Below are 19,090 nucleotides of genomic sequence, written 5' to 3'. Positions count from 1 at the left end.
ACCGCCTTTCGACGGATGGTGCTCCTTAGAAAGGAGGTGATCCAGCCGCACCTTCCGGTACGGCTACCTTGTTACGACTTCGTCCCAATCGCCAGCCCCACCTTCGACGGCTCCCTCCACAAGGGTTGGGCCACCGGCTTCGGGTGTTGCCGACTTTCGTGACGTGACGGGCGGTGTGTACAAGGCCCGGGAACGTATTCACCGCAGCGTTGCTGATCTGCGATTACTAGCGACTCCGACTTCACGGGGTCGAGTTGCAGACCCCGATCCGAACTGAGACCGGCTTTTTGGGATTCGCTCCACCTCACGGTATCGCAGCCCATTGTACCGGCCATTGTAGCATGCGTGAAGCCCTGGACATAAGGGGCATGATGACTTGACGTCATCCCCACCTTCCTCCGAGTTGACCCCGGCAGTCTTCGATGAGTCCCCGCCATAACGCGCTGGCAACATCGAACGAGGGTTGCGCTCGTTGCGGGACTTAACCCAACATCTCACGACACGAGCTGACGACAGCCATGCACCACCTGTGACCGCCCCCGAAGGACCCCACATCTCTGCAGGTTTTGCGGCCATGTCAAACCCAGGTAAGGTTCTTCGCGTTGCATCGAATTAATCCGCATGCTCCGCCGCTTGTGCGGGCCCCCGTCAATTCCTTTGAGTTTTAGCCTTGCGGCCGTACTCCCCAGGCGGGGCGCTTAATGCGTTAGCTGCGGCACAGGGAACCGGAGAGGCCCCCCACACCTAGCGCCCAACGTTTACAGCGTGGACTACCAGGGTATCTAATCCTGTTCGCTCCCCACGCTTTCGCTCCTCAGCGTCAGTATCGGCCCAGAGACCCGCCTTCGCCACCGGTGTTCCTCCTGATATCTGCGCATTTCACCGCTACACCAGGAATTCCAGTCTCCCCTACCGAACTCTAGCCTGCCCGTATCGACTGCAGGCCCACGGTTGAGCCGTGGGTTTTCACAGTCGACGCGACAAGCCGCCTACGAGCTCTTTACGCCCAATAAATCCGGACAACGCTCGCGCCCTACGTCTTACCGCGGCTGCTGGCACGTAGTTGGCCGGCGCTTCTTCTGCAGGTACCGTCACTTACGCTTCGTCCCTGCTGAAAGAGGTTTACAACCCGAAGGCCGTCATCCCTCACGCGGCGTCGCTGCATCAGGCTTCCGCCCATTGTGCAATATTCCCCACTGCTGCCTCCCGTAGGAGTCTGGGCCGTGTCTCAGTCCCAGTGTGGCCGGTCGCCCTCTCAGGCCGGCTACCCGTCGTCGCCTTGGTAGGCCATCACCCCACCAACAAGCTGATAGGCCGCGAGCCCATCCCAGGCCGAAAAACTTTCCACCCAACACCATGCGGTGCCAGGTCCTATTCGGTATTAGCCCCGGTTTCCCGGGGTTATCCCAAAGCCTAGGGCAGGTTGCTCACGTGTTACTCACCCGTTCGCCGCTCGAGTACCCCGAAGGGCCTTTCCGCTCGACTTGCATGTGTTAAGCACGCCGCCAGCGTTCGTCCTGAGCCAGGATCAAACTCTCCAACAAAAACTTGTTGAACAATCATCCTGACAACAAAAAGTGTTGCCAAAGGAATCCCAACCAGCCAAACCTAAGTCCGACCAGTCCGGGGTATCAAACAAATTGGCACTGGCTTATCAAGCACCCTGTTGAGTTCTCAAAGAACAACCACACACCATCCGAAAGCCCCACACCGCAGGACCCCCATCCGGGGCATCTCGTTCAACCGCCCCCGCCGCTCTCGCGCCGGGCACTTTTACTACGTTACCCGCTGGTTTCCGCCGTGTCAAACCGGTGTTTCGCGGTTTGTCATGCTTCCACCCATTTTCCGGGCACCCCGATTCGACCGACTTCCGTCGGACGTTCCGAGGATTTCAGCAGGACGGCCGCTGCGGCTTACGCTCGCTCGCCCGTTTCCCTGCCGGCCGATAACCTTACCCGGTCGGTTCCGCCTCACCAAATCCGCCTCCCGGCGAATCCGGGGCACCACCCGGTTGTCAGGTCCTGCGCTCCGGCCTTCCAGGTCTTTCGCCCTGTTTCGTCCGTTCCGCGCTGGCAGAGAGAAAGTTACGCGCCCAGCGGTTTGATCGTCAAATCCGCTGGGCGCGTCCCACGTCACATCGTCGACGTACGGCTATTTACGCAGCTCAACCCCGGCGAACGAACGCTTCCCCCGGCGCAGCACCAGGTACCTGCCGTGCAGCAGGTCCGCCGGCGACACGGTGGCGTCCACCGCCGCGATCCGGTTGTTGTTGACGTAGGCGCCGCCCTCGGCGATCACCCGCCGGGCCTCCTTCATGCTCGGCACCAGGCCCGACTCCTTGAGCAGGCCGGCGACGTCCGGCAGCTCGGCCAGGTGGACCAGACCGGCCTCGGTCAGCGCGGCGCGCAGGGTCTCCGGCGACAACTCCTCGAGCGAGCCGCGACCGAAGAGCGCCTGGCTCGCCGCGACCGCCTGCGCCATCTCCCGCTCGCCGTGCACCAGGGTGGTCAGCTCCTCGGCGAGCGCGCGCTGAGCGAGCCGCGCCTGCGGGCGTTCCGCGGTCGCCTTCTCCAGCTCCTCCACCTCCTCCCGTGAACGGAAGCTGAAGTAGCGCAGGTAGCGACTCACGTCCCGGTCGTCCGCGTTGACCCAGAACTGGTAGAAGGCGTACGGGCTGGTCATCTCCGGGTCGAGCCAGATCGAGCCGCCCTCGGTCTTGCCGAACTTCGTGCCGTCCGACTTGGTGACCAGCGGTGTGGTGAAGGCGTGCACCGGGCCCGCCCCCCGCCGGCGGATGTAGTCGACCCCGGCGGTGATGTTGCCCCACTGGTCGGAGCCGCCGTACTGGAGCTGGCAGCCGTACCGGCGGTGCAACTCGAAGAAGTCGTTGGCCTGGAGGAGCTGGTAACTGAACTCGGTGAAGCTGATGCCGGTCTCCAGCCGGGCCTTGACCACCTCGCGGGCCAGCATCTTGTTCACCGGGAAGTGCTTGCCCACGTCCCGGAGAAACTCCACCACCGACATCTCGCCGGTCCAGTCCAGGTTGTTGACCAGTTGGGCCGCGTTCTCCCCGGTGTACGAGACGAACGGCGCGAGCTGGTCGCGGATGCGCTGGACCCAGCCGGCGACCACCTCGGGCGGGTTGAGCGTGCGCTCGGCGCTCTCCTTCGGGTCGCCGATCTGGCCGGTGGCGCCGCCGACCAGCAGCAGCGGCCGGTGCCCGGCGAGCTGGAGTCGACGCGCGGTGATGACCTGCATGAGGTGGCCGACGTGCAGGCTCGGGGCGGTCGGATCGAAGCCCACATAGAAGGTGGCCGTCCCGCCGTCGAGCAGCTCACGCAGCTCGTCGAGGCCGGTCGAGTCCTGGATCAGGCCCCGCCACCGCAGGTCTTCGGTCAGGGAGTCCCGCCCGTGCGGGAGGTTGCTGTCGGTCACGAGCACCGATTCTCCCCCATCACCGGCCCCGGCCCGTAGCGGGTTTGCCCACCGGGCACGACTAGGCTGGCGGCGCCAGCGGAGGCGAGGAGGAGCTGCCGTGGAGATGCCGGACCTGACGGGGGGCTTCGTGGCCCTGCTGGGCCTCAAGTTCGACGAGGTCAGCGGGGATCGGGTGGTGATCCGCTGGCGGGTGCGGCCGGAGCTGCACCAGCCGTACGGGATCCAGCACGGCGGGGTCTACTGCTCGGTGGTGGAGACGGCGGCCAGCATCGGCGGCGCCGTGTGGCTGGGCGACCAGGGCCAGGTCGTCGGCGTGTCCAACCAGACCGACTTCCTGCGCGCGGTGCGGGACGGGGAACTGACCGCGGTCGGCACGCCGATTCACCGGGGGCGGAGCCAGCAGCTCTGGACGGTGGAGATCACCGACGACGACGGCCGGCTGGTGGCGCGCGGTCAGGTGCGCCTGCAGAACCTCACCGCTGCCTGACCGCGTCTGAGGCGGCTTCGGGCAGGTCGAGGACGTACGCGTCGCCCTCCGGCCGGAAGCCGAGCCGGTGGTAGTAGGGGGCGACCATGCCGGGCGGGCTGACCACGCGGCGGAAGCCGCGGTCGGTGAACAGGCGGCTGCGGCGGTAGACGAACTCGCCCGGGGTGAAGTCGCGGAACCGCTGGGTGACGTAGTCCAGGTCGATCTGGGCCACCCCGTCGGCCTCGGCGTGCGACACCACCACGCCGACCACCTCGTCGGCCCGCACCACCAGGAACGCGGACCGGTCGGCGGCCGGGTCCCAGTGGAAGTCCGGGTTGAACCGGGCGATGTCGGCACCGTGTACGCGCAGCGTGTGGGCCAGGAACGCATCGCCGGTGCCCACCTCGACCACCCGGTACGTCTGCTCGTCGTGCCGGGTGGCCAGCAGCTTGCGCAGGTACCAGACGTTGATCACGGCGAGCACCACGTTCAGCCCGACCATGGGCCACACCTGCACGGCCGCGTTGTAGCCGATCAGGATGAGGCAGCCGACCAGGTTGAGCGCGCGCAGCCGCAGGATGCGGGTCTGTAGCAGCGACCAGATCAGCAGCGCGGAGCCGATCCAGCCGACGAGTTCCAGCCAGTTCACCCGGGGGAGACTAGTCGTCGACCTGGGCAATCGACCAGGCGGGCAGCTCCAGCACGTACTCCTCGACCTCGGTGCCGCGGCTCTCGGCGTATCCGGAGTCCTCGCCGACCACGACGAAGCCGCACTTGCGGAGCACGGCGAGGGAGGCGGCGTTGTCCTTCGCGGCGCGGGCGTGCACCGGCCGCTGCGGCAGCTCGCGCAGGAGCTCGCCCAGCGCGGCCGTGGCGTGACCTCGGCCCCAGCGCCGCGGGTCGATCCAGTAGCTGATCTCGGTGTGCTCCCCCACCGGGAAGGCGGCCACGCGCCCGACCACCTCGCCGCCGACCGTCACGGTCCGCGAAACGATGCGCGGGTCGGCGCGGATGCGCGCCCAGTGGGCGTCGAAGGCAGCCCGGTCGGCCGGGTCCTTCGGGCCGAACGCGGCCATCCAGTTGGCCTGCGGATCCTGCTCGTGGCGGAAGAACGCGGGCAGGTCGTCGTCGCGCACCGGACGGAGCCGCACCTCACTGGTCACGGGTCGGAGGATACGCGGACCCACCGACAGGATCGGGACCTCCGGCCCGCCGAACGTCCCGTCCGGCCCTGCCGCCCGGGCCCCCGTCGTCGGTACGAAGAAGTGGGGACGTCGAGGTCCCGCATGAGCCGAGTGGAGGTCGGACCATGCCGAGGTACGTCTACGACTTCATCGAGGGTGACCGGAGCCGGGCCGACCTGCTGGGCGGCAAGGGCGCGAACCTGGCCGAGATGACCCGGCTGGGGCTGCCCGTCCCGCCCGGGTTCACCATCAGCACCGACGCCTGCCGGGCCCACCTGGCCACCGGCTCGCCGCCGGCCGGGCTGTTCGACGAGGTGAACACACACCTGCGGGAGATCGAGGCCCGGCTGGACCGGCGGCTCGGCGACCCGCACGACCCGCTGCTGCTGGCCGTCCGCTCCGGTGGCCGGTACTCGATGCCGGGGATGATGGAGACGATCCTGGACATCGGGCTCAACGACGCCACGGTGACCGGGCTCGCCGCGCGCAGCGGCGACGAGCGGTTCGCCTGGGACTCGTACCGGCGGCTGATCCAGATGTTCGGCCGCACCGTGTACGGCGCCCCGGCCGAGGAGTTCGAGCAGGAGCTGGCCGCGGTCCGGGCCACCGCCGGGGCGGCCGGCCCGACCGCCGAGCAGCTGCACGACCTGGTGGAGACGTACAAGAAGATCTTCGCCCGACGGGTCGGGCACGACTTCCCGCAGGCCCCGCACGAGCAGCTGTTCCTGGCCATCCGCGCGGTGTTCGCGTCGTGGCACTCCGAGCGCGCCCGGATCTACCGGCGGCAGGAACGGATCCCGGACGACCTGGGCACCGCGGTCAACGTGATGGCGATGGTCTTCGGCAACCTCGGCCCGGACTCCGGCACCGGGGTGGCGTTCACCCGCGACCCGGCCACCGGTGCCCCCGGGGTGTACGGCGACTACCTGCCCGACGCGCAGGGCGAGGACGTGGTGGCCGGCGTCCGGAACACGATCGGCCTGCCCGAGCTGGAACGGATCGATCCGGTCAGCTTCCGCCGGCTGTTGGAGATCATGGCGACGCTGGAGCGGCACTACCGGGACCTGTGCGACATCGAGTTCACCATCGAACGCGGCCGGCTGTGGATGTTGCAGACCCGGGTCGGCAAGCGCACGCCGGCGGCGGCGTTCGTGATCGCCGCGCAACTGGTCGACGAGGGGATGATCACCCCGGCGGAGGCGCTGACCCGGGTCACCGGGGCGCAGCTCGCCCAGTTGATGTTCCCGGCGTTCGACCTCACCGCCGCGCCGGAACCCCTCGCGGTCGGGGTGGGCGCCTCGCCGGGCGCCGCGGTCGGCCGGGTGGTCTTCGACTCGGCCGCCGCGGCGGCCGCCACCGAACCGGTGATCCTGGTCCGCCGGGAGACCAACCCGGACGACCTGCCCGGCATGATCGCCGCGGCCGGGGTGCTCACCTCGCGGGGCGGGAAGACCTCGCACGCCGCCGTGGTGGCCCGGGGCATGGGTCGGACCTGCGTCTGCGGGGCCGAGGCGCTCGACATCGACGCGCGGCGCGACGAGTGCACCGTCGGCGACCGGGTGGTACGCGCCGGCGAGGTGATCTCGATCGACGGCACCACCGGTCGGATCTACCTGGGCGAGGTGCCGGTGCAGCCCTCCCCGGTGGCCCGTTACCTGGCCGGAGAGCTGAACCCGGAGGCGGATCCGCTGGTCGCCGCGGTGCACCGGCTGCTCGGTCACGCCGACGCGGTACGCCGGCTGGGCGTACGCGCCAACGCGGACACGCCCGCCGACGCCCGCCGGGCGCGGCGGCTCGGCGCCGCCGGCATCGGGCTGTGCCGCACCGAGCACATGTTCCTCGGCGACCGCCGCGAGCTGGTGGAGCGGCTGATCCTGGCCGAGGGCCCGGCCGAACGCGACGCGGCCCTGGCCGCGCTGCTGCCGCCGCAGCGGGCCGACTTCGTCGGCATCCTCGCCGCGATGGACGGGCTGCCGGTGACCATCCGGCTGCTCGACCCGCCGCTGCACGAGTTCCTGCCCGCGCTGCCCGAGCTGACCGCCCGAGTGGCCCGCGCCGAGGCGCTCGGCACGGATCCGGGCCGGGACGCGACGCTGCTGGGCGCGGTGCGCCGGATGCACGAGGCCAACCCGATGCTGGGGCTGCGCGGCGTCCGGCTCGGCCTGGTGGTCCCCGGGCTGTTCGCCATGCAGGTGCGGGCGGTGGCCGAGGCGGCGGCACAGCGGCGGCGGGCCGGTGGCGACCCGCGGCCGGAGATCATGGTGCCGCTGGTCGGGGACGTGCGGGAACTCGCCGCGGTCCGGGACGAGGCCGAACGGGTGCTCGCCGAGGTCGACGACGCGCCGGAGATCCCGATCGGCACGATGATCGAGGTGCCCCGGGCGGCGCTGACCGCCGGGGAGATCGCCACCGAGGCGACCTTCTTCTCCTTCGGCACCAACGACCTGACCCAGACCACCTGGGCGTGCTCGCGGGACGACGCGGAGGGCTCGTTCTTCGGGGCGTACCTGGAGCGCGGGATCTTCCCGGTCTCGCCGTTCGAGCGCATCGACGCCCGGGGCGTGGGGCGGCTGATCCGGTTGGCCGTCGCCGAGGGACGGGCGGCCCGGCCCGAGCTGACCGTCGGCGTCTGCGGGGAGCACGGTGGCGACCCCGACTCGGTGGCGTTCTTCGCCGAGGCCGGGCTGGACTACGTCTCCTGCTCGCCGTACCGGGTGCCGATCGCGCGGCTGGCCGCCGGGCGGGCCGCCGTCGACGCCACCACCGGCACGTCCGACTCCCGTTAGGAGGGCAGCGCGATGATCGCGATCGTCAACCCGACCGGGCTCGCCCCGGCACCCCGGCCCGCGCCGGTCCCGGCCCCGGCACCACCGCCGGGACCGATCGGCCCGGTGCTGGAACTGCCCGGCACGCCACCGGCCGCACTGGTGCCGGTGACCCACGAGGGCCGGCCGATCGGGGCGTTCGTGCTCTCCGTCGGGCGGGTCCGGTACCGGCGGGTGGTCGACCCGGACCAACTCGTCGCGGCCGCCGCCGGGGCGTTCGCCGTCGCCGCCCTCACCGCCGCCGTGGCGGTGGCGGCCCGTCGCCGGCCGCCCGCCATCGGCACGGTACGGATGGGACCGGGCGGCTGGGTGAGCCTGCGCGGCGCCAGGCTGCCCGCGCCGCGGCCGGACCGGCGGCCGTGGTGGGCGCGGGCGCTGCGGGCCCACCGGCTCGTGGTCGAGCGCTGACGCGCGGCGGGGTACGCCCCCCGTCCCACCGGGCGGTGGGGCGTACCCCTGGTCCGCCGGGTCATCCGGGCGGTGGACGACCGGTCCGAACCGGCCCGGCGGCCGACGCGGACCCGGAGAATCGGGGGCATGACCACATCGCGGCGTTGTGCCCACCACCGCCACGGCCCGGCGTCCCACGCACACGCCATGGCCCATTTCCCGATGGGTGGGCGGGCGGCCAGGCCACGGGTGGTGGGCCCGACGGCGGCCGGACCACGCGCGCTCGGCCCCACGGCGGCCGCGCCGCTGGCGCTCGCCGCTGCCGCGGTCGGCGCGGTGGCGGTGGGCACCCTGGCGATCGGGCGCCTGCTCATCCGCCGGGCGGTGATCCGGGAGCTGCGCATCGGCCGGCTGGAGGTGGCGGAACTGGTCGTCCGGCGGCGCGTCGACGCGGCGGCGGCGGGGACGGACGGATAGCGGACCACGTCCACGGCGCGCACGCCGACGGCCGTCGCACCACGCGCGGCGGGACCTGCTCAGCTCGCCTGGGAGTTCGGATAGCCGTACAGGTCGAGCAGGCGTACCCGGGCCGCCTGTAGCCGGTCCACCACCACGCTCATGAACCGGGTGGTGAGCTGGCGGCCGAGCGCGTCGTCGGACTCCATCAGCCGGCGTACCCCGGCCGCGTCGAACTCGACGCCGGTGCTGCGCTGCGCGGCGACCGCGCCGAACTGCCAGCGGTACGGCGGGAAGAGCCAGGACCAGCCGAGCACCCCGCCTGGGCCGATCGTCTCGATCCCCACGTCGCCTCGGCCGGGCACCGGGAAGTCCAGCGCCACCTCGCCGCCACGGACCAGCCAGAACCGCTCGGCGGGCTGGCCGGCGCGGAACAACCGGTGCCCGGGGTGCCAGACCACCGGGCGGGCGTAGCCGGTCAGCCGGGGCAGCCACTCCTGGGGCAGCCCGGCGAGGAACGGATGTTCGCGGAGCATCTCCAGCGGGGTCATCGCGCCTCCCGGACGGGGTGAGGGACCCGGAGACTCGCCGGGTCCCTCACGGGCAGGGTCACTTCTTGGCACCGTGCTCCACGGTGATCGGGATCTCCCGGGCGGTCGGCTCGGTCGCGCCGACGGTCGCGGTGATCTCGAGGATGCCGTTGGCGTAACGGGCCGCGATGGTCTCCTCCTTCACCCCGGCCGGCAGCGGGATGAGCCGGGAGAAGGAGCCGTAGTGGAACTCGGAGTGGACCTTGTCCGGGTGGCTCTCCCGGCGGACCACGTCCAGCCGCATGCTCTCGCCGGTGCACGTGATCCGCACGTCCTTCGCCGGGTCGATGCCCGGGAGTTCGGCGCGGACGACGTACCGGTCGCCGTCGAGGTAGTCCTCGACGCGGATGGTCGGCGCAAGCATCGGCAGCCAGGACAGGTTGGTCCAGTCGAACGGCGCGAGCGTGCCGCCCCGGAACCTGGTGACAGTGGACATCTTCGACCTCCTTGTCGATCGTCCCGATTCCATTCCACCTCCACAGGGCCCGAACCGTCAGGGCCGATGGTCCCGGGTGGCGCGGGCGCAAGTCCCCTGCCGGCCGACCGGCGGCCGGCGGACCCTGGAGGTGGACCTAAGGAGGACGTGATGACCGACAGAGCTGGCGCCCCGGTCGTGGTGGGTGTGGACGGTTCCCCCTCCGCCCTGGACGCGGTGCGGGTGGCCGCGCGGGAGGCGGCGGGCCGGCACCGGCCGCTGCGGGTGGTGAACGCGTTCCTGTGGCCGCTGCTCGGCACCCCGCTCGGACCGATCGCCGTCACGCTGCCGGACAGCGAGCTGCGGCAGGGGGCCGAGAAGCTCGTCGCGGAGGCCGTCGACGAGGCGCGGAAGATCGACTCCGAGCTGCAGGTGACCGGTGAGGTGGTCGACGGCGGCCCCGTCGCCTTGCTGATGCGGGAGAGCGAGGACGCGGCGCTGCTGGTGATCGGCCACCGTGGCCTCGGCGGCTTCAAGGAGCTGCTGGTCGGTTCGGCGGCGGTCCAGCTGTCGGCCCGAGCCGACTGCCCGGTGCTGGTGGTCCGGGGTGAGCCGCGGGCCGACGGCCCGGTGGTGGTCGGGGTGGACGGCTCCCCGATCTCCGACGAGGCGATCGGTTTCGCCTTCGCCGAGGCGGCGCAGCGCGGTGCCGACCTGGTCGCCGTGCACGCCTGGCTCTACCCGTCCCCGGTCGGCCCGGGCGACATCGTGCCGCTGGTGTACGACCCGGAGAAGCTGCGCGCCGAGGAGGAGCGGGTACTCGCCGAGGCGGTGGCCGGCTGGGCCGAGCGCTACCCGGAGGTCCGGGTACGGCGGAAGCTGGTCGAGGCCACCGCGGCCCGGGCGCTGGTCGAGGAGTCCGCCGAGGCGCAGCTGACCGTGGTCGGCGCGCACGGCCGGAGCACCCTGGGTGGGATGCTGCTCGGCTCGGTCAGCCACGCGGTGCTGCACCACTCCCGCAGCCCGCTGGCCATCGTCCGGCACCACAAGGGCAGGGCCGCCGCCTGACCCGGGATCGCATCCGCGCCGGCCGCCGCCTGCGGTCGGCGCGGAGCGCGTTCCGGCGTGTCGACCGGCCCGGCGCCGAAGAGCATGCGTACCGACGCGGGTGTCGGGGCAAATGCGGTGTGCCGGGTACGTCGCCGTCGAGAATGGTCTGAACAGACCGGAGAGGATGCCAGTGAACCGACCTGTCGTGGTGGGCGTCGACGGATCGTCGACCAGCCTGACCGCCGCCGAGCACGCCGCCCGCGCCGCCGTCCGGCGGTCCCGGCCGCTGCACCTGGTGCACGGCTACCTGCACCCGCTCGGCTACGGCGTACCGCTGAACCCGTACGACCTCGGGGTGCCGGCGCCCACCGCGGAGGCGCAGAGAATGCTCGAACAGGTCGCGGCGGAGCTGACCGAGCGGCATCCGGGGCTACGGGTGGAGGTGCGCCAGGTGGCCGGCGGCCCGGGTGCCACGCTGGTCGAGGAGTCCCGCCGGGCGGATCTCGTGGTGGTCGGCAGCCGGGGCGTCGGCGGCTTCGCCGGCCTGCTGCTCGGCTCGGTGAGCGGCCAGGTCGCCCAGCACGGGCACTGTCCGGTGCTGGTGATCCGCCCGGCCGAGCAGCCGATCCCGGTCGACGGGCCGGTGCTGGTCGGGGTGGACGGTTCCGAGTCGGCCGACCTGGCCGTCCGGCTCGCCGCCGACGAGGCGGTAGGCCGAAGCACCGAGCTGGTGCTGGTGCACGTCCGCCCGCCGGAGCGGGCCGGGGCGCCGGCGGAGGCGGCCGGGGCCGTGGCGGCCGAGCAGGCCGAGTCGGCGGAGCTGCTGGCCCGGGCGGCGGCCCTGATCCGCGCGGACCATCCGGTGCTGACCGTCTCGGAGCGGCCGGTCCAGGCCGCCTCCGCGGAGCAGGCGCTGGTCGCGGCGAGCGGGGAGGCGGCGCTGGTGGTGGTCGGGTCGCGGGGTCGGGGCGGCTTCGCCGGACTGCTGCTCGGCTCGGTCAGCCAGGCGCTCGTGCAGCACGCCCACTGCCCGGTGCTGGTCGCCCACCCGTACGATCCGGCGGGCTGAGGCCCGCCCGACGGGCCGGCGTCAGGCCGGGTCGCGGCCGGCGAGCAGGTCCTCGAAGCTGGTGGTGAGGGCGAACGGGTCGGCCGGACCGGGCGCGGTCGGGCGCCGGTCCACCTGCTCGGCCAGTTCGCCGCCGGCCCGGCGGATCCGGGCCCGCAGTGCGCCCTCGACGCCGTCTCCGGACCAGTCCTCGGGGGCCGCGAAGACCGCCGTCGGCACCACCACCGCCCGCAGGTACGCGAACATCGGCCGGACCGCGTGTTCCAGCGCCAACGAGTGCCGGGCGGTGCCGCCGGTGGCCCCGATCAGCACCGGCCGGTCGGCCAGCGCGTCCTTCTCCACCACGTCGAAGAACGACTTGAACAGCCCGTTGTACGAGGCGTTGAAGATCGGGGTCACCGCGACCAGCCCGTCCGCGCTCGCCACCGTGTCCAGCGCCTCCCGCAGGGCGGCCGACGGGAAGCCGGTGAGCAGGTGGTTCACCACGTCGTGCGCGTGCTCGCGCAGCTCGACGGGGCGGATCTCCACCTCGGCGCCGCGCCGGACCAGCTCGTCACGGGCGGCCGTGGCGAGCTGGTCGGCGAGCAGCCGGGTCGAGGAGGGCTGGCCGAGGCCGGCCGAGACCACGGCCAGGGTGCGTCGGGTCACCGGCCCTCCTCCGCGCCGGCCAGGCTCGCCTCGTGGGCCGCGACCAGGGAGGCGTGTGTCGGCGCCTCGGGCACGTGCGCCGGGCGCAGCGAGTCGAACTCCTTGCGGAGCACCGGTACGACCTCCTCACCGAGGATGTCGAGCTGTTCCAGGACGGTCTTGAGTGGCAGCCCGGCGTGGTCGAGCAGGAAGAGCTGACGCTGGTAGTCGCCGACGTACTCGCGGAAGCCCAGCGTACGGTCGATGACCTGCTGCGGGCTGCCCACGGTCAGCGGGGTCTCGCGGGTGAACTCCTCCAGCGACGGCCCGTGCCCGTAGACCGGGGCGTTGTCGAAGTACGGCCGGAACTCGCGGACCGCGTCCTGGGAGTTCTTCCGCATGAAGACCTGCCCGCCGAGCCCGACGATGGCCTGGTCGGCGGAGCCGTGGCCGTAGTGCTCGAACCGCTGCCGGTAGAGGCCGACCATCCGCTGGGTGTGCTCCCTCGGCCAGAAGATGTGGTTGGCGAAGAAGCCGTCCCCGTAGTACGCGGCCTGTTCGGCGATCTCGGGGCTACGGATCGAGCCGTGCCAGACGAACGGCGGCACCCCGTCGAGCGGGCGCGGGGTCGAGGTGAACGACTGCAACGGGGTGCGGAAGCGCCCCTTCCAGTCGACCACGTCCTCCCGCCACAGCCGGCGCAGCAGGTCGTAGTTCTCGATCGCGAGGGGGATGCCGTTGCGGATGTCCTGCCCGAACCAGGGGTAGACCGGGCCGGTGTTGCCGCGCCCCATCATCAGGTCCACCCGGCCGTCGGCCAGGTGTTGCAGCATCGCGTAGTCCTCGGCGATCTTCACCGGGTCGTTGGTGGTGATCAGCGTGGTCGAGGTGGAGAGCAGCAGCCGCTCGGTGCGGGCGGCGACGTACCCGAGCATGGTGGTCGGCGACGAGGGCACGAACGGCGGGTTGTGGTGCTCGCCGGTGGCGAAGACGTCGAGGCCGACCTCTTCGGCCTTGAGCGCGAGGGTCACCATGGCCTTGATCCGCTCACGCTCGGACGGCAGCCGCCCGTTGGTCGGGTCGACCGTGACATCGCCGACGGTGAAGACTCCGAACTGCATGACCAGCTCCTCGCGTGACGCCCGGGCCGGGATGGCCCGGATCGCACCGCACAACATATTTGACGAGTCAACTATTCCGCCAGGCGTCGGCCGTCGGGTGGCCCACCTCACCATCCGGCAACCGGGCCAGCCGGCGTACGACGAGGCGGACGGCGGCGCTGGCCGGGGCTTTCGTACCGGGCTTCGGGGCGCGACGGGCTGCGGGACCCGCGCGGAGTCCGGCAGGCCGTCGACGGCGGGACCGTGGCCACCGCCGGACGCCCGCATGGGGGCACTGCCGCTGCGTCAGCCGCCGGCCACCGACGGCAGCACCTGCACCTCCGCGCCGTCGCCGACCGGCGCGTCCAGCCCACCGGCGTGCCGGCAGTCCTCCCCGTCGACGTAGACGTTGACGTAGCGGCGCAGCTCGCCGCGCTCGTCGCGGATCCGGCGGCCCAGCCGGGGCCAGACGCCGTCAAGCTCGTCGAGGACGGTCCGCAGCGTGCCGCCGGCGGCGACGGTGAGCCGGCTCGCGCCGCCGGCCTCGCCACGCAGCGGGCCGGGCAGCAGCACGGTGACCACTCAGATCACCGCGGCGCGGACGCAGAGCACGTCGGGCAGGTGGGCGGCGACCAGCGACCAGGAGTCGCCCTCGTCCCGGCTCGCGTAGACCTCGCCGGACCGGGTGCCGAAGTAGACCCCGGCCGGCTCAGCGTCGTCGGCGCACATCGCGTCGCGCAGCACCGACGGGTAGAACGGCGAGTCGGGCAGCCCGGCCGAGAGCGTCTCCCACTTGTCGCCCGCGTCACCGGAACGGTAGACCCGGCAGCGGTGGTCGACCGGGAAGCGCTCGGCGTCGGCGGCCAGCGGGAAGACGTAGACCGTGCCGGGGCGGGACGGGTGGGCGACCATCGGGAAGCCGAAGTCGCTGGGCAGGCCGGCGGCGATCGAGGTCCAGGTGCGGCCGTCGTCGTCGGAGCGGTAGACGCCGTGGTGGTTCTGCGCGTAGAGCCGCTCGGGGTTGCCGGCGTCCCGCGCGATCTTGTGGACGCACTGCCCGAACTCGGGCCACTCGTCGGGCAGGAAGTAGGCCCGGATGCCGGTGTTGCCGGGCGTCCAGCTCGCCCCGGAGTCCTCGGTGCGGTAGACCCCGCCGGTCGACATGGCCACCACCATCCGGGCCGGGTCGTTCGGGTGCGGCAGCACGCTGTGGATCGCCTGGCCACCGAAGCCGGCGGCCCAGGACTCGCGGTGCGGATGATCCCAGAGCGCCCGGACGAGCTGGAAGGTGCGCCCGCCGTCGTCGGAGCGGAACAACGCCGAGGGCTCGGTGCCGGCCCAGACCACGTCGGGCTGGTCGACGCCGGCCGGGGTGAGCTGCCAGACCCGGCCGAGGCTGGCACCGGTGTCGGCCGGGAAGGCCACCGGCGCCTGGTCGGGCTCCTGCCAGGAGGCGCCGAGGTCGTCGCTGGTCGCCACGCTCGGCCCGAAGTGCGAGCTGGTCATGCCGGCGAGCAACCGGGGCCGGCCACGACGCTTGTCGACAGCGACCGCGTAGACGCCGGTCATCGGGAAGTGCGGGCCGCTCACCTCCCAGGCGTGCCGGTCCGTGCTGGTGGCGAGGAAGAGTCCCTTGCCGGTGCCGATCGCGAGCAAGGTGGTCATGCCGGTCCTCCGATCCGTCGGCGAGCGGGTGTGGTGATTATGGCCACGCCCACCGACATGATTCCGCCCCGCCGCGCCGACCGCACGCTCAGCGACGGACGCGGGGCACGTGCCGACGGTAGGCGCTGACGGTCGGATCGCCGGCGGCCCAGAACCGCCAGGGCACGTCGTGGGCACCGGTGACGCCGACCCGGGGGCCGGCCACGATCGACGCCTCCGGCACCTGGTCGAGCGGGGGCCGCAGCCGGACCGGACCGTCGCCGAGCAGGTCCGCGCCGTAGACGGACCGGTCGACGCCGAGCGCCGCGCAGAGCCGGGCGGGCCCGCGCGCCAGCTCCACGTCCCGGCGTACGGCGGGTCGGCGGGACCGGGCGACGTCGAGGCCGTCGACCACCTCGCCGGCGCGCAGCAGCACCGCCGAGGCCTCCCCTTCCGGACCGGTGACGACGTTGACGCACCAGTGCATGCCGTACGTGAAGTAGACGTAGGCGTGCCCGGAGGGCCCGAACATGACCGCGTTGCGCGGGGTGCGCCCCCGGTGGGCGTGCGACGCCGGGTCCCCGGCCGTGCCCGCGTACGCCTCGACCTCGGTGATCCGGACGGTGACCCCGTGGCCGGTGAGCCGGCAGCCGAGCAGCCCCCGGGCGGCGGGGACCACCGGCCCGGCGAGCAGGTCCGCGAGGGCGGCGAGGTCGGTGCTGGTCACCCGCAAACCCTATCCGGCGGCACTCGAACCTGGTGCGGGATGCTTTCAATACCCTGTTGACAAAATGGCGTTCAAGCGGTTTTGATGGACGACATGGTCACCATGGACAACGACCCGTTCACCGCTCCGGACGCTGCCCAGGCCCGGGCTCATCGCAACTACGCCGCGCTGTTGCGAATCGCCGAGCGGCACGCCGGCACCGACGCCCGCCGCCGGCGGTACGCGCACCCGGACGTCCCGGACGCCTACGAGGCCGCCACCCTGGTGATGGCCCTGGCCGGCGGGGCGGAGCTGGAAGAGGGCGAGGAGCCGGTCGACCACGCCGACCTGATGGCCGCGATGACCCTGATCCCGCACGTACGGGCGGAGGTCGACGTGCTCGAGGCGGGGCTGTTGCAGGTCGCCCGCGCCCGCGGCATGACCTGGCAGGCGATCGCCTTCGGGCTGGGGCTGGGCAGCGCCCAGGCGGCCCGCCAGCGCTACGAGCGGCTCACGGTACGCACCGGCACCGCCGACTGATCGGCGGAAACTGTCACAGTGCCCGGCGAGACTGGCCGGGTGGACCGGACGAGGACGCGATGACGCGCGACGAGATGCTGGCGTACTGCCTGGCGAAGCCGGGCGCGTGGCTGGACCAGCCGTGGGAGGGCGACGAGGTCGTCAAGGTGGGCAGCAGGATCTTCGCCTTCCTCGGTTCCCCCGAGGGCGAGGCGCGGGTGGGTCTGAAGTGCGGCCCGTCCCGGGAGGTCGCCGACGAGTGGCTGCACCGCTTCCCCGACGACGCCCGCCCCTCCCCCTACATCGGGCGGTCGGGGTGGAACACGTTGCGACTCGACGGGGACATCCCCGACGAGGAACTGATCGACGCGGTCGACGGGTCGTACGACGCGGTGGTGGCGAAGCTGCCGAAGCGGGAGCGCCCGACGACGTGACCGCTTCCGCGCTGAGACACGCCCCCACGATCCGTCCCGTCGAGTAAGGCCGCCACTACTCTCGGAATGCTTGCCGGGCCGGGAGTGACGCCCGATCACCGGACCTGGGCCGGCTCGCTTATCGGGACCGTCAGGAGAGTCGTGGAGGCGCAGTGGAACGCGAACCGACCGTCGACCTGATCCGGGCCCCACTGCGCCGCATGCGCATCGCCGCCGGCCTGAGCCAGGAGGAGTTCGGGAAGAGAGTCCACTATTCAGGGTCGCAGGTGTCTGCTGTGGAGCTGGGCCAACGTCCGCTCGACAAGCCCTTCCTGGCCCGCACCGACGAGATCCTCAAGACCGGCGGCCTCCTGATGGCTCCCGCGCGGTGCTGCGCTTCGATGACACCCGGCCCGAGGAGGAGGTGGAGAAGCAGGTCGCCATCCGCCTCGAACGGCAGGAGATCCTGGCCCGAGAGCGTCCACCCCAGGTGGTCGCCGTCGTGGACGAGTCAGCGTTGCGCCGCCGCGACGCGATCATGGCCGAGCAGCTTGCGCACCTGCTGCGAATGGCCGAGCTGCCCCACGTCCACATCAACGTCATCCCGCTCGACGCCGGCCTGCACGTCGGGCTGTCCGGCCCGCTGGCCCTGGCCCGCTCCGCCGAGTCAGCAGGAATAAGGCCCTCGGCGTACTGCCGAGGGCCTTATTCCGTTCGAGGGTCAGCGGGGGACGACCCGCTCGGCGGCCCAGTCCCGCCAGCCGACCAGCTTGTCCGCGGCGGCGGCGAGCTGGTCGGCCACCGGCCCGGGGCCGGTCGAGCCCGGGGTCGTCCGGGCCGCCAGGGCGGAACGGACCGAGAGCACGTCCCGCACCGACGGGTCCAGGTGCGGGCTCACCGCGGCGAGGTCGTCGTCGGAGACCTCGTCCAGGGCGCAGTCCCGGGCCACGCAGAGCGCCACCAGCTTGCCGGTGATCTCGTGCGCGTCACGGAACGGCACGCCCCGGCGGACCAACCAGTCCGCCACCTCGGTGGCGAGCGAGAAGCCGACCGGTGCGGCGGCGACCAGACGGTCGACGCGTACCGTCATCGTGGAGATCATCCCGGCGAGGGCCGGCAGCAGCAGTTCCAGGGTGTCGACCGCGTCGAAGGCCGGCTCCTTGTCCTCCTGCATGTCCCGGTCGTACGTCATCGGCAGGCCCTTGAGCATGGTGAGCACGCTCATCAGCCCGCCGACGAGCCGCCCGGACTTGCCCCGCGCCAACTCCGCGATGTCCGCGTTCTTCTTCTGCGGCATGATCGACGACCCGGTGGCGAACGCGTCGTCCAGCTCGACCCAGCCGAACTCGTGCGACGTCCAGAGCACCACCTCCTCGCCGAGGCGGGACAGGTGCACGCCGATCATCGCGGTGACGAAGAGGAACTCGGCCACGAAGTCCCGGTCGGCGACCGCGTCCATCGAGTTGGCGAAGGACGTCCGGAAACCCAGCTCCTTGGAGACCGCCACCGGGTCCAGCGGCAGCCCGGAGCCGGCCAGGGCACCCGCCCCGAGCGGGCTGATCGCCGCCCGGTGGTCCCAGTCGCGCAGCCGCTCCAGGTCACGCAGCAGCGGCTGCACGTGGGCGAGCAGCCAGTGCCCGAAGGTGACCGGCTGGGCGTGCTGGAGGTGGGTCATCCCGGGCGCGGCCGTGTCGACGTGCCGTCCGGCCTGCTCGACCAGGGCCTCGGCCAGCTCCACCAGACGGGCGGCCACGCCCCGGGCGTGGTCACGCAGGTAGAGCCGCAGATCGGTGGCGACCTGGTCGTTGCGGGACCGGCCGGCGCGCAGCTTGCCGCCGAGGCTGCCGAGCCGTTCCAGCAGGCCGCGCTCCAGGGCGGTGTGCACGTCCTCGTCGTCGACGGTCGGCCGGAACGCCCCGGAGGCGCAGGCGGCCTCCAGGTCGTCCAGCGCGGCCAGCATCTGCCCCAGCTCCTCCGGGTCGAGCAGGCCGGCGCCGGCCAGGACCCGGGCGTGCGCCCGGGAGCCGGCGATGTCGTACGGGGCGAGGCGCCAGTCGAACTGGACGCTCACCGACAGCCGCGCGAGCGCCTCGGCGGGTCCGCCGGCGAACCGACCTCCCCAGAGACTCGTCCGGTTGGTGGCGGCGCTGTTCTCGGTCAGGCTCTTGTCGTCCACCCCACCCATTGTGGCAGTG

19 protein-coding genes, 1 rRNA gene and 1 pseudogene are annotated in these 19,090 nt (G+C 72.1%); 9 read left to right on the top strand and 12 right to left on the bottom strand.

Annotated features, from left to right (window positions below):
• Positions 1 to 29: 29 nt before the first annotated feature.
• Together GA0070621_RS04460 and tyrS are read right to left on the bottom strand one after the other, a co-directional pair.
• A 16S ribosomal RNA gene (locus GA0070621_RS04460) occupies positions 30 to 1,544 on the bottom strand.
• A gap of 607 nt (positions 1,545 to 2,151) precedes the next feature.
• A complete protein-coding gene (gene tyrS / locus GA0070621_RS04455) occupies positions 2,152 to 3,435 on the bottom strand; it encodes a tyrosine--tRNA ligase (protein WP_091201988.1) in 1,284 nt (427 codons plus the stop codon).
• Between the two features lie 106 nt (positions 3,436 to 3,541).
• On the opposite strand from tyrS, the gene GA0070621_RS04450 reads away from it, so the two are divergent.
• Entirely contained in the window at positions 3,542 to 3,925 is a 384-nt protein-coding gene (locus tag GA0070621_RS04450; protein ID WP_167666580.1) for a PaaI family thioesterase, read from the top strand.
• Here GA0070621_RS04450 and GA0070621_RS04445 read toward each other — a convergent pair.
• Together GA0070621_RS04445 and GA0070621_RS04440 are read right to left on the bottom strand one after the other, a co-directional pair.
• On the bottom strand, positions 3,912 to 4,556 hold the full coding sequence (locus tag GA0070621_RS04445; protein WP_091191815.1) for a YgjV family protein: 645 nt from the start codon (positions 4,554 to 4,556) through the stop codon (positions 3,912 to 3,914). The genes GA0070621_RS04450 and GA0070621_RS04445 overlap by 14 nt on opposite strands.
• A gap of 10 nt (positions 4,557 to 4,566) precedes the next feature.
• A complete protein-coding gene (locus tag GA0070621_RS04440) occupies positions 4,567 to 5,070 on the bottom strand; it encodes a GNAT family N-acetyltransferase (RefSeq protein WP_091191814.1) in 504 nt (167 codons plus the stop codon).
• 146 nt (positions 5,071 to 5,216) lie between these two features.
• Between GA0070621_RS04440 and ppdK the strand changes: the two genes are divergently transcribed.
• The 3 genes from ppdK (at position 5,217) to GA0070621_RS04425 (ending at position 8,783) form a co-directional block, all read left to right on the top strand.
• Positions 5,217 to 7,877 carry a pyruvate, phosphate dikinase gene (gene ppdK, locus GA0070621_RS04435; protein ID WP_091191812.1) on the top strand — a complete coding sequence of 887 codons (2,661 nt, stop codon included), beginning with the start codon at positions 5,217 to 5,219 and terminating at the stop codon, positions 7,875 to 7,877.
• 12 nt (positions 7,878 to 7,889) lie between these two features.
• The gene (locus GA0070621_RS04430; protein ID WP_091191810.1) at positions 7,890 to 8,324 is read left to right on the top strand and encodes a hypothetical protein; all 435 of its coding nucleotides are present in this window, start codon (positions 7,890 to 7,892) and stop codon (positions 8,322 to 8,324) included.
• Positions 8,325 to 8,513: 189 nt separating this feature from the next.
• Entirely contained in the window at positions 8,514 to 8,783 is a 270-nt protein-coding gene (locus GA0070621_RS04425; RefSeq protein ID WP_167666579.1) for a hypothetical protein, read from the top strand.
• A gap of 59 nt (positions 8,784 to 8,842) precedes the next feature.
• Here the strand turns inward: GA0070621_RS04425 and GA0070621_RS04420 are convergent, their stop codons facing one another.
• Both GA0070621_RS04420 and GA0070621_RS04415 read right to left on the bottom strand, forming a co-directional pair.
• On the bottom strand, positions 8,843 to 9,313 hold the full coding sequence (locus GA0070621_RS04420; protein WP_091191807.1) for a cyclic nucleotide-binding domain-containing protein: 471 nt from the start codon (positions 9,311 to 9,313) through the stop codon (positions 8,843 to 8,845).
• Positions 9,314 to 9,371: 58 nt separating this feature from the next.
• Positions 9,372 to 9,788: an Hsp20/alpha crystallin family protein gene (locus GA0070621_RS04415; protein WP_157739813.1), complete on the bottom strand. Its 417-nt coding sequence runs from the start codon at positions 9,786 to 9,788 to the stop codon at positions 9,372 to 9,374.
• A gap of 150 nt (positions 9,789 to 9,938) precedes the next feature.
• On the opposite strand from GA0070621_RS04415, the gene GA0070621_RS04410 reads away from it, so the two are divergent.
• Positions 9,939 to 10,835, top strand: coding sequence for a universal stress protein (locus GA0070621_RS04410; protein ID WP_091191803.1), 897 nt, complete (start codon positions 9,939 to 9,941; stop codon positions 10,833 to 10,835).
• Positions 10,836 to 11,001: 166 nt separating this feature from the next.
• Positions 11,002 to 11,886, top strand: coding sequence for a universal stress protein (locus GA0070621_RS04405; RefSeq protein ID WP_091191801.1), 885 nt, complete (start codon positions 11,002 to 11,004; stop codon positions 11,884 to 11,886).
• Positions 11,887 to 11,907: 21 nt separating this feature from the next.
• Here GA0070621_RS04405 and GA0070621_RS04400 read toward each other — a convergent pair whose 3' ends face one another.
• From GA0070621_RS04400 to GA0070621_RS04380, 5 genes are all read right to left on the bottom strand, one after another.
• Positions 11,908 to 12,534, bottom strand: a complete 627-nt coding sequence (locus GA0070621_RS04400; RefSeq protein ID WP_091191800.1) for an FMN reductase — start codon at positions 12,532 to 12,534, stop codon at positions 11,908 to 11,910.
• Positions 12,531 to 13,634: an LLM class flavin-dependent oxidoreductase gene (locus GA0070621_RS04395; protein ID WP_091201986.1), complete on the bottom strand. Its 1,104-nt coding sequence runs from the start codon at positions 13,632 to 13,634 to the stop codon at positions 12,531 to 12,533. Before GA0070621_RS04395 ends, GA0070621_RS04400 begins: the two co-directional genes overlap by 4 nt.
• 285 nt (positions 13,635 to 13,919) lie before the next feature.
• Positions 13,920 to 14,195, bottom strand: a complete 276-nt coding sequence (locus GA0070621_RS04390; protein WP_091191798.1) for a MoaD/ThiS family protein — start codon at positions 14,193 to 14,195, stop codon at positions 13,920 to 13,922.
• A complete protein-coding gene (locus GA0070621_RS04385) occupies positions 14,196 to 15,278 on the bottom strand; it encodes a WD40/YVTN/BNR-like repeat-containing protein (protein ID WP_091191796.1) in 1,083 nt (360 codons plus the stop codon).
• Between the two features lie 88 nt (positions 15,279 to 15,366).
• Positions 15,367 to 15,984, bottom strand: a complete 618-nt coding sequence (locus tag GA0070621_RS04380; RefSeq protein ID WP_167666577.1) for a DNA-3-methyladenine glycosylase — start codon at positions 15,982 to 15,984, stop codon at positions 15,367 to 15,369.
• Between the two features lie 84 nt (positions 15,985 to 16,068).
• Between GA0070621_RS04380 and GA0070621_RS04375 the strand changes: the two genes are divergently transcribed.
• From GA0070621_RS04375 to GA0070621_RS04365, 3 genes and pseudogenes are all read left to right on the top strand, one after another.
• The gene (locus tag GA0070621_RS04375; RefSeq protein WP_167666576.1) at positions 16,069 to 16,503 is read left to right on the top strand and encodes a DNA-binding protein; all 435 of its coding nucleotides are present in this window, start codon (positions 16,069 to 16,071) and stop codon (positions 16,501 to 16,503) included.
• Positions 16,504 to 16,562: 59 nt separating this feature from the next.
• Positions 16,563 to 16,916, top strand: a complete 354-nt coding sequence (locus GA0070621_RS04370; RefSeq protein WP_091191792.1) for an MmcQ/YjbR family DNA-binding protein — start codon at positions 16,563 to 16,565, stop codon at positions 16,914 to 16,916.
• 152 nt (positions 16,917 to 17,068) lie between these two features.
• A pseudogene (locus GA0070621_RS04365) lies at positions 17,069 to 17,550 on the top strand (helix-turn-helix domain-containing protein); the annotation flags it as partial.
• Positions 17,551 to 17,616: 66 nt separating this feature from the next.
• Here the strand turns inward: GA0070621_RS04365 and argH are convergent.
• On the bottom strand, positions 17,617 to 19,080 hold the full coding sequence (gene argH / locus GA0070621_RS04360; protein WP_091191790.1) for an argininosuccinate lyase: 1,464 nt from the start codon (positions 19,078 to 19,080) through the stop codon (positions 17,617 to 17,619).
• Positions 19,081 to 19,090: the final 10 nt, after the last annotated feature.

It is taken from the genome of Micromonospora narathiwatensis (genome assembly GCF_900089605.1).
Taxonomy (GTDB): domain Bacteria; phylum Actinomycetota; class Actinomycetes; order Mycobacteriales; family Micromonosporaceae; genus Micromonospora; species Micromonospora narathiwatensis.
This window is presented reverse-complemented; position numbering and strand designations above follow the sequence as displayed.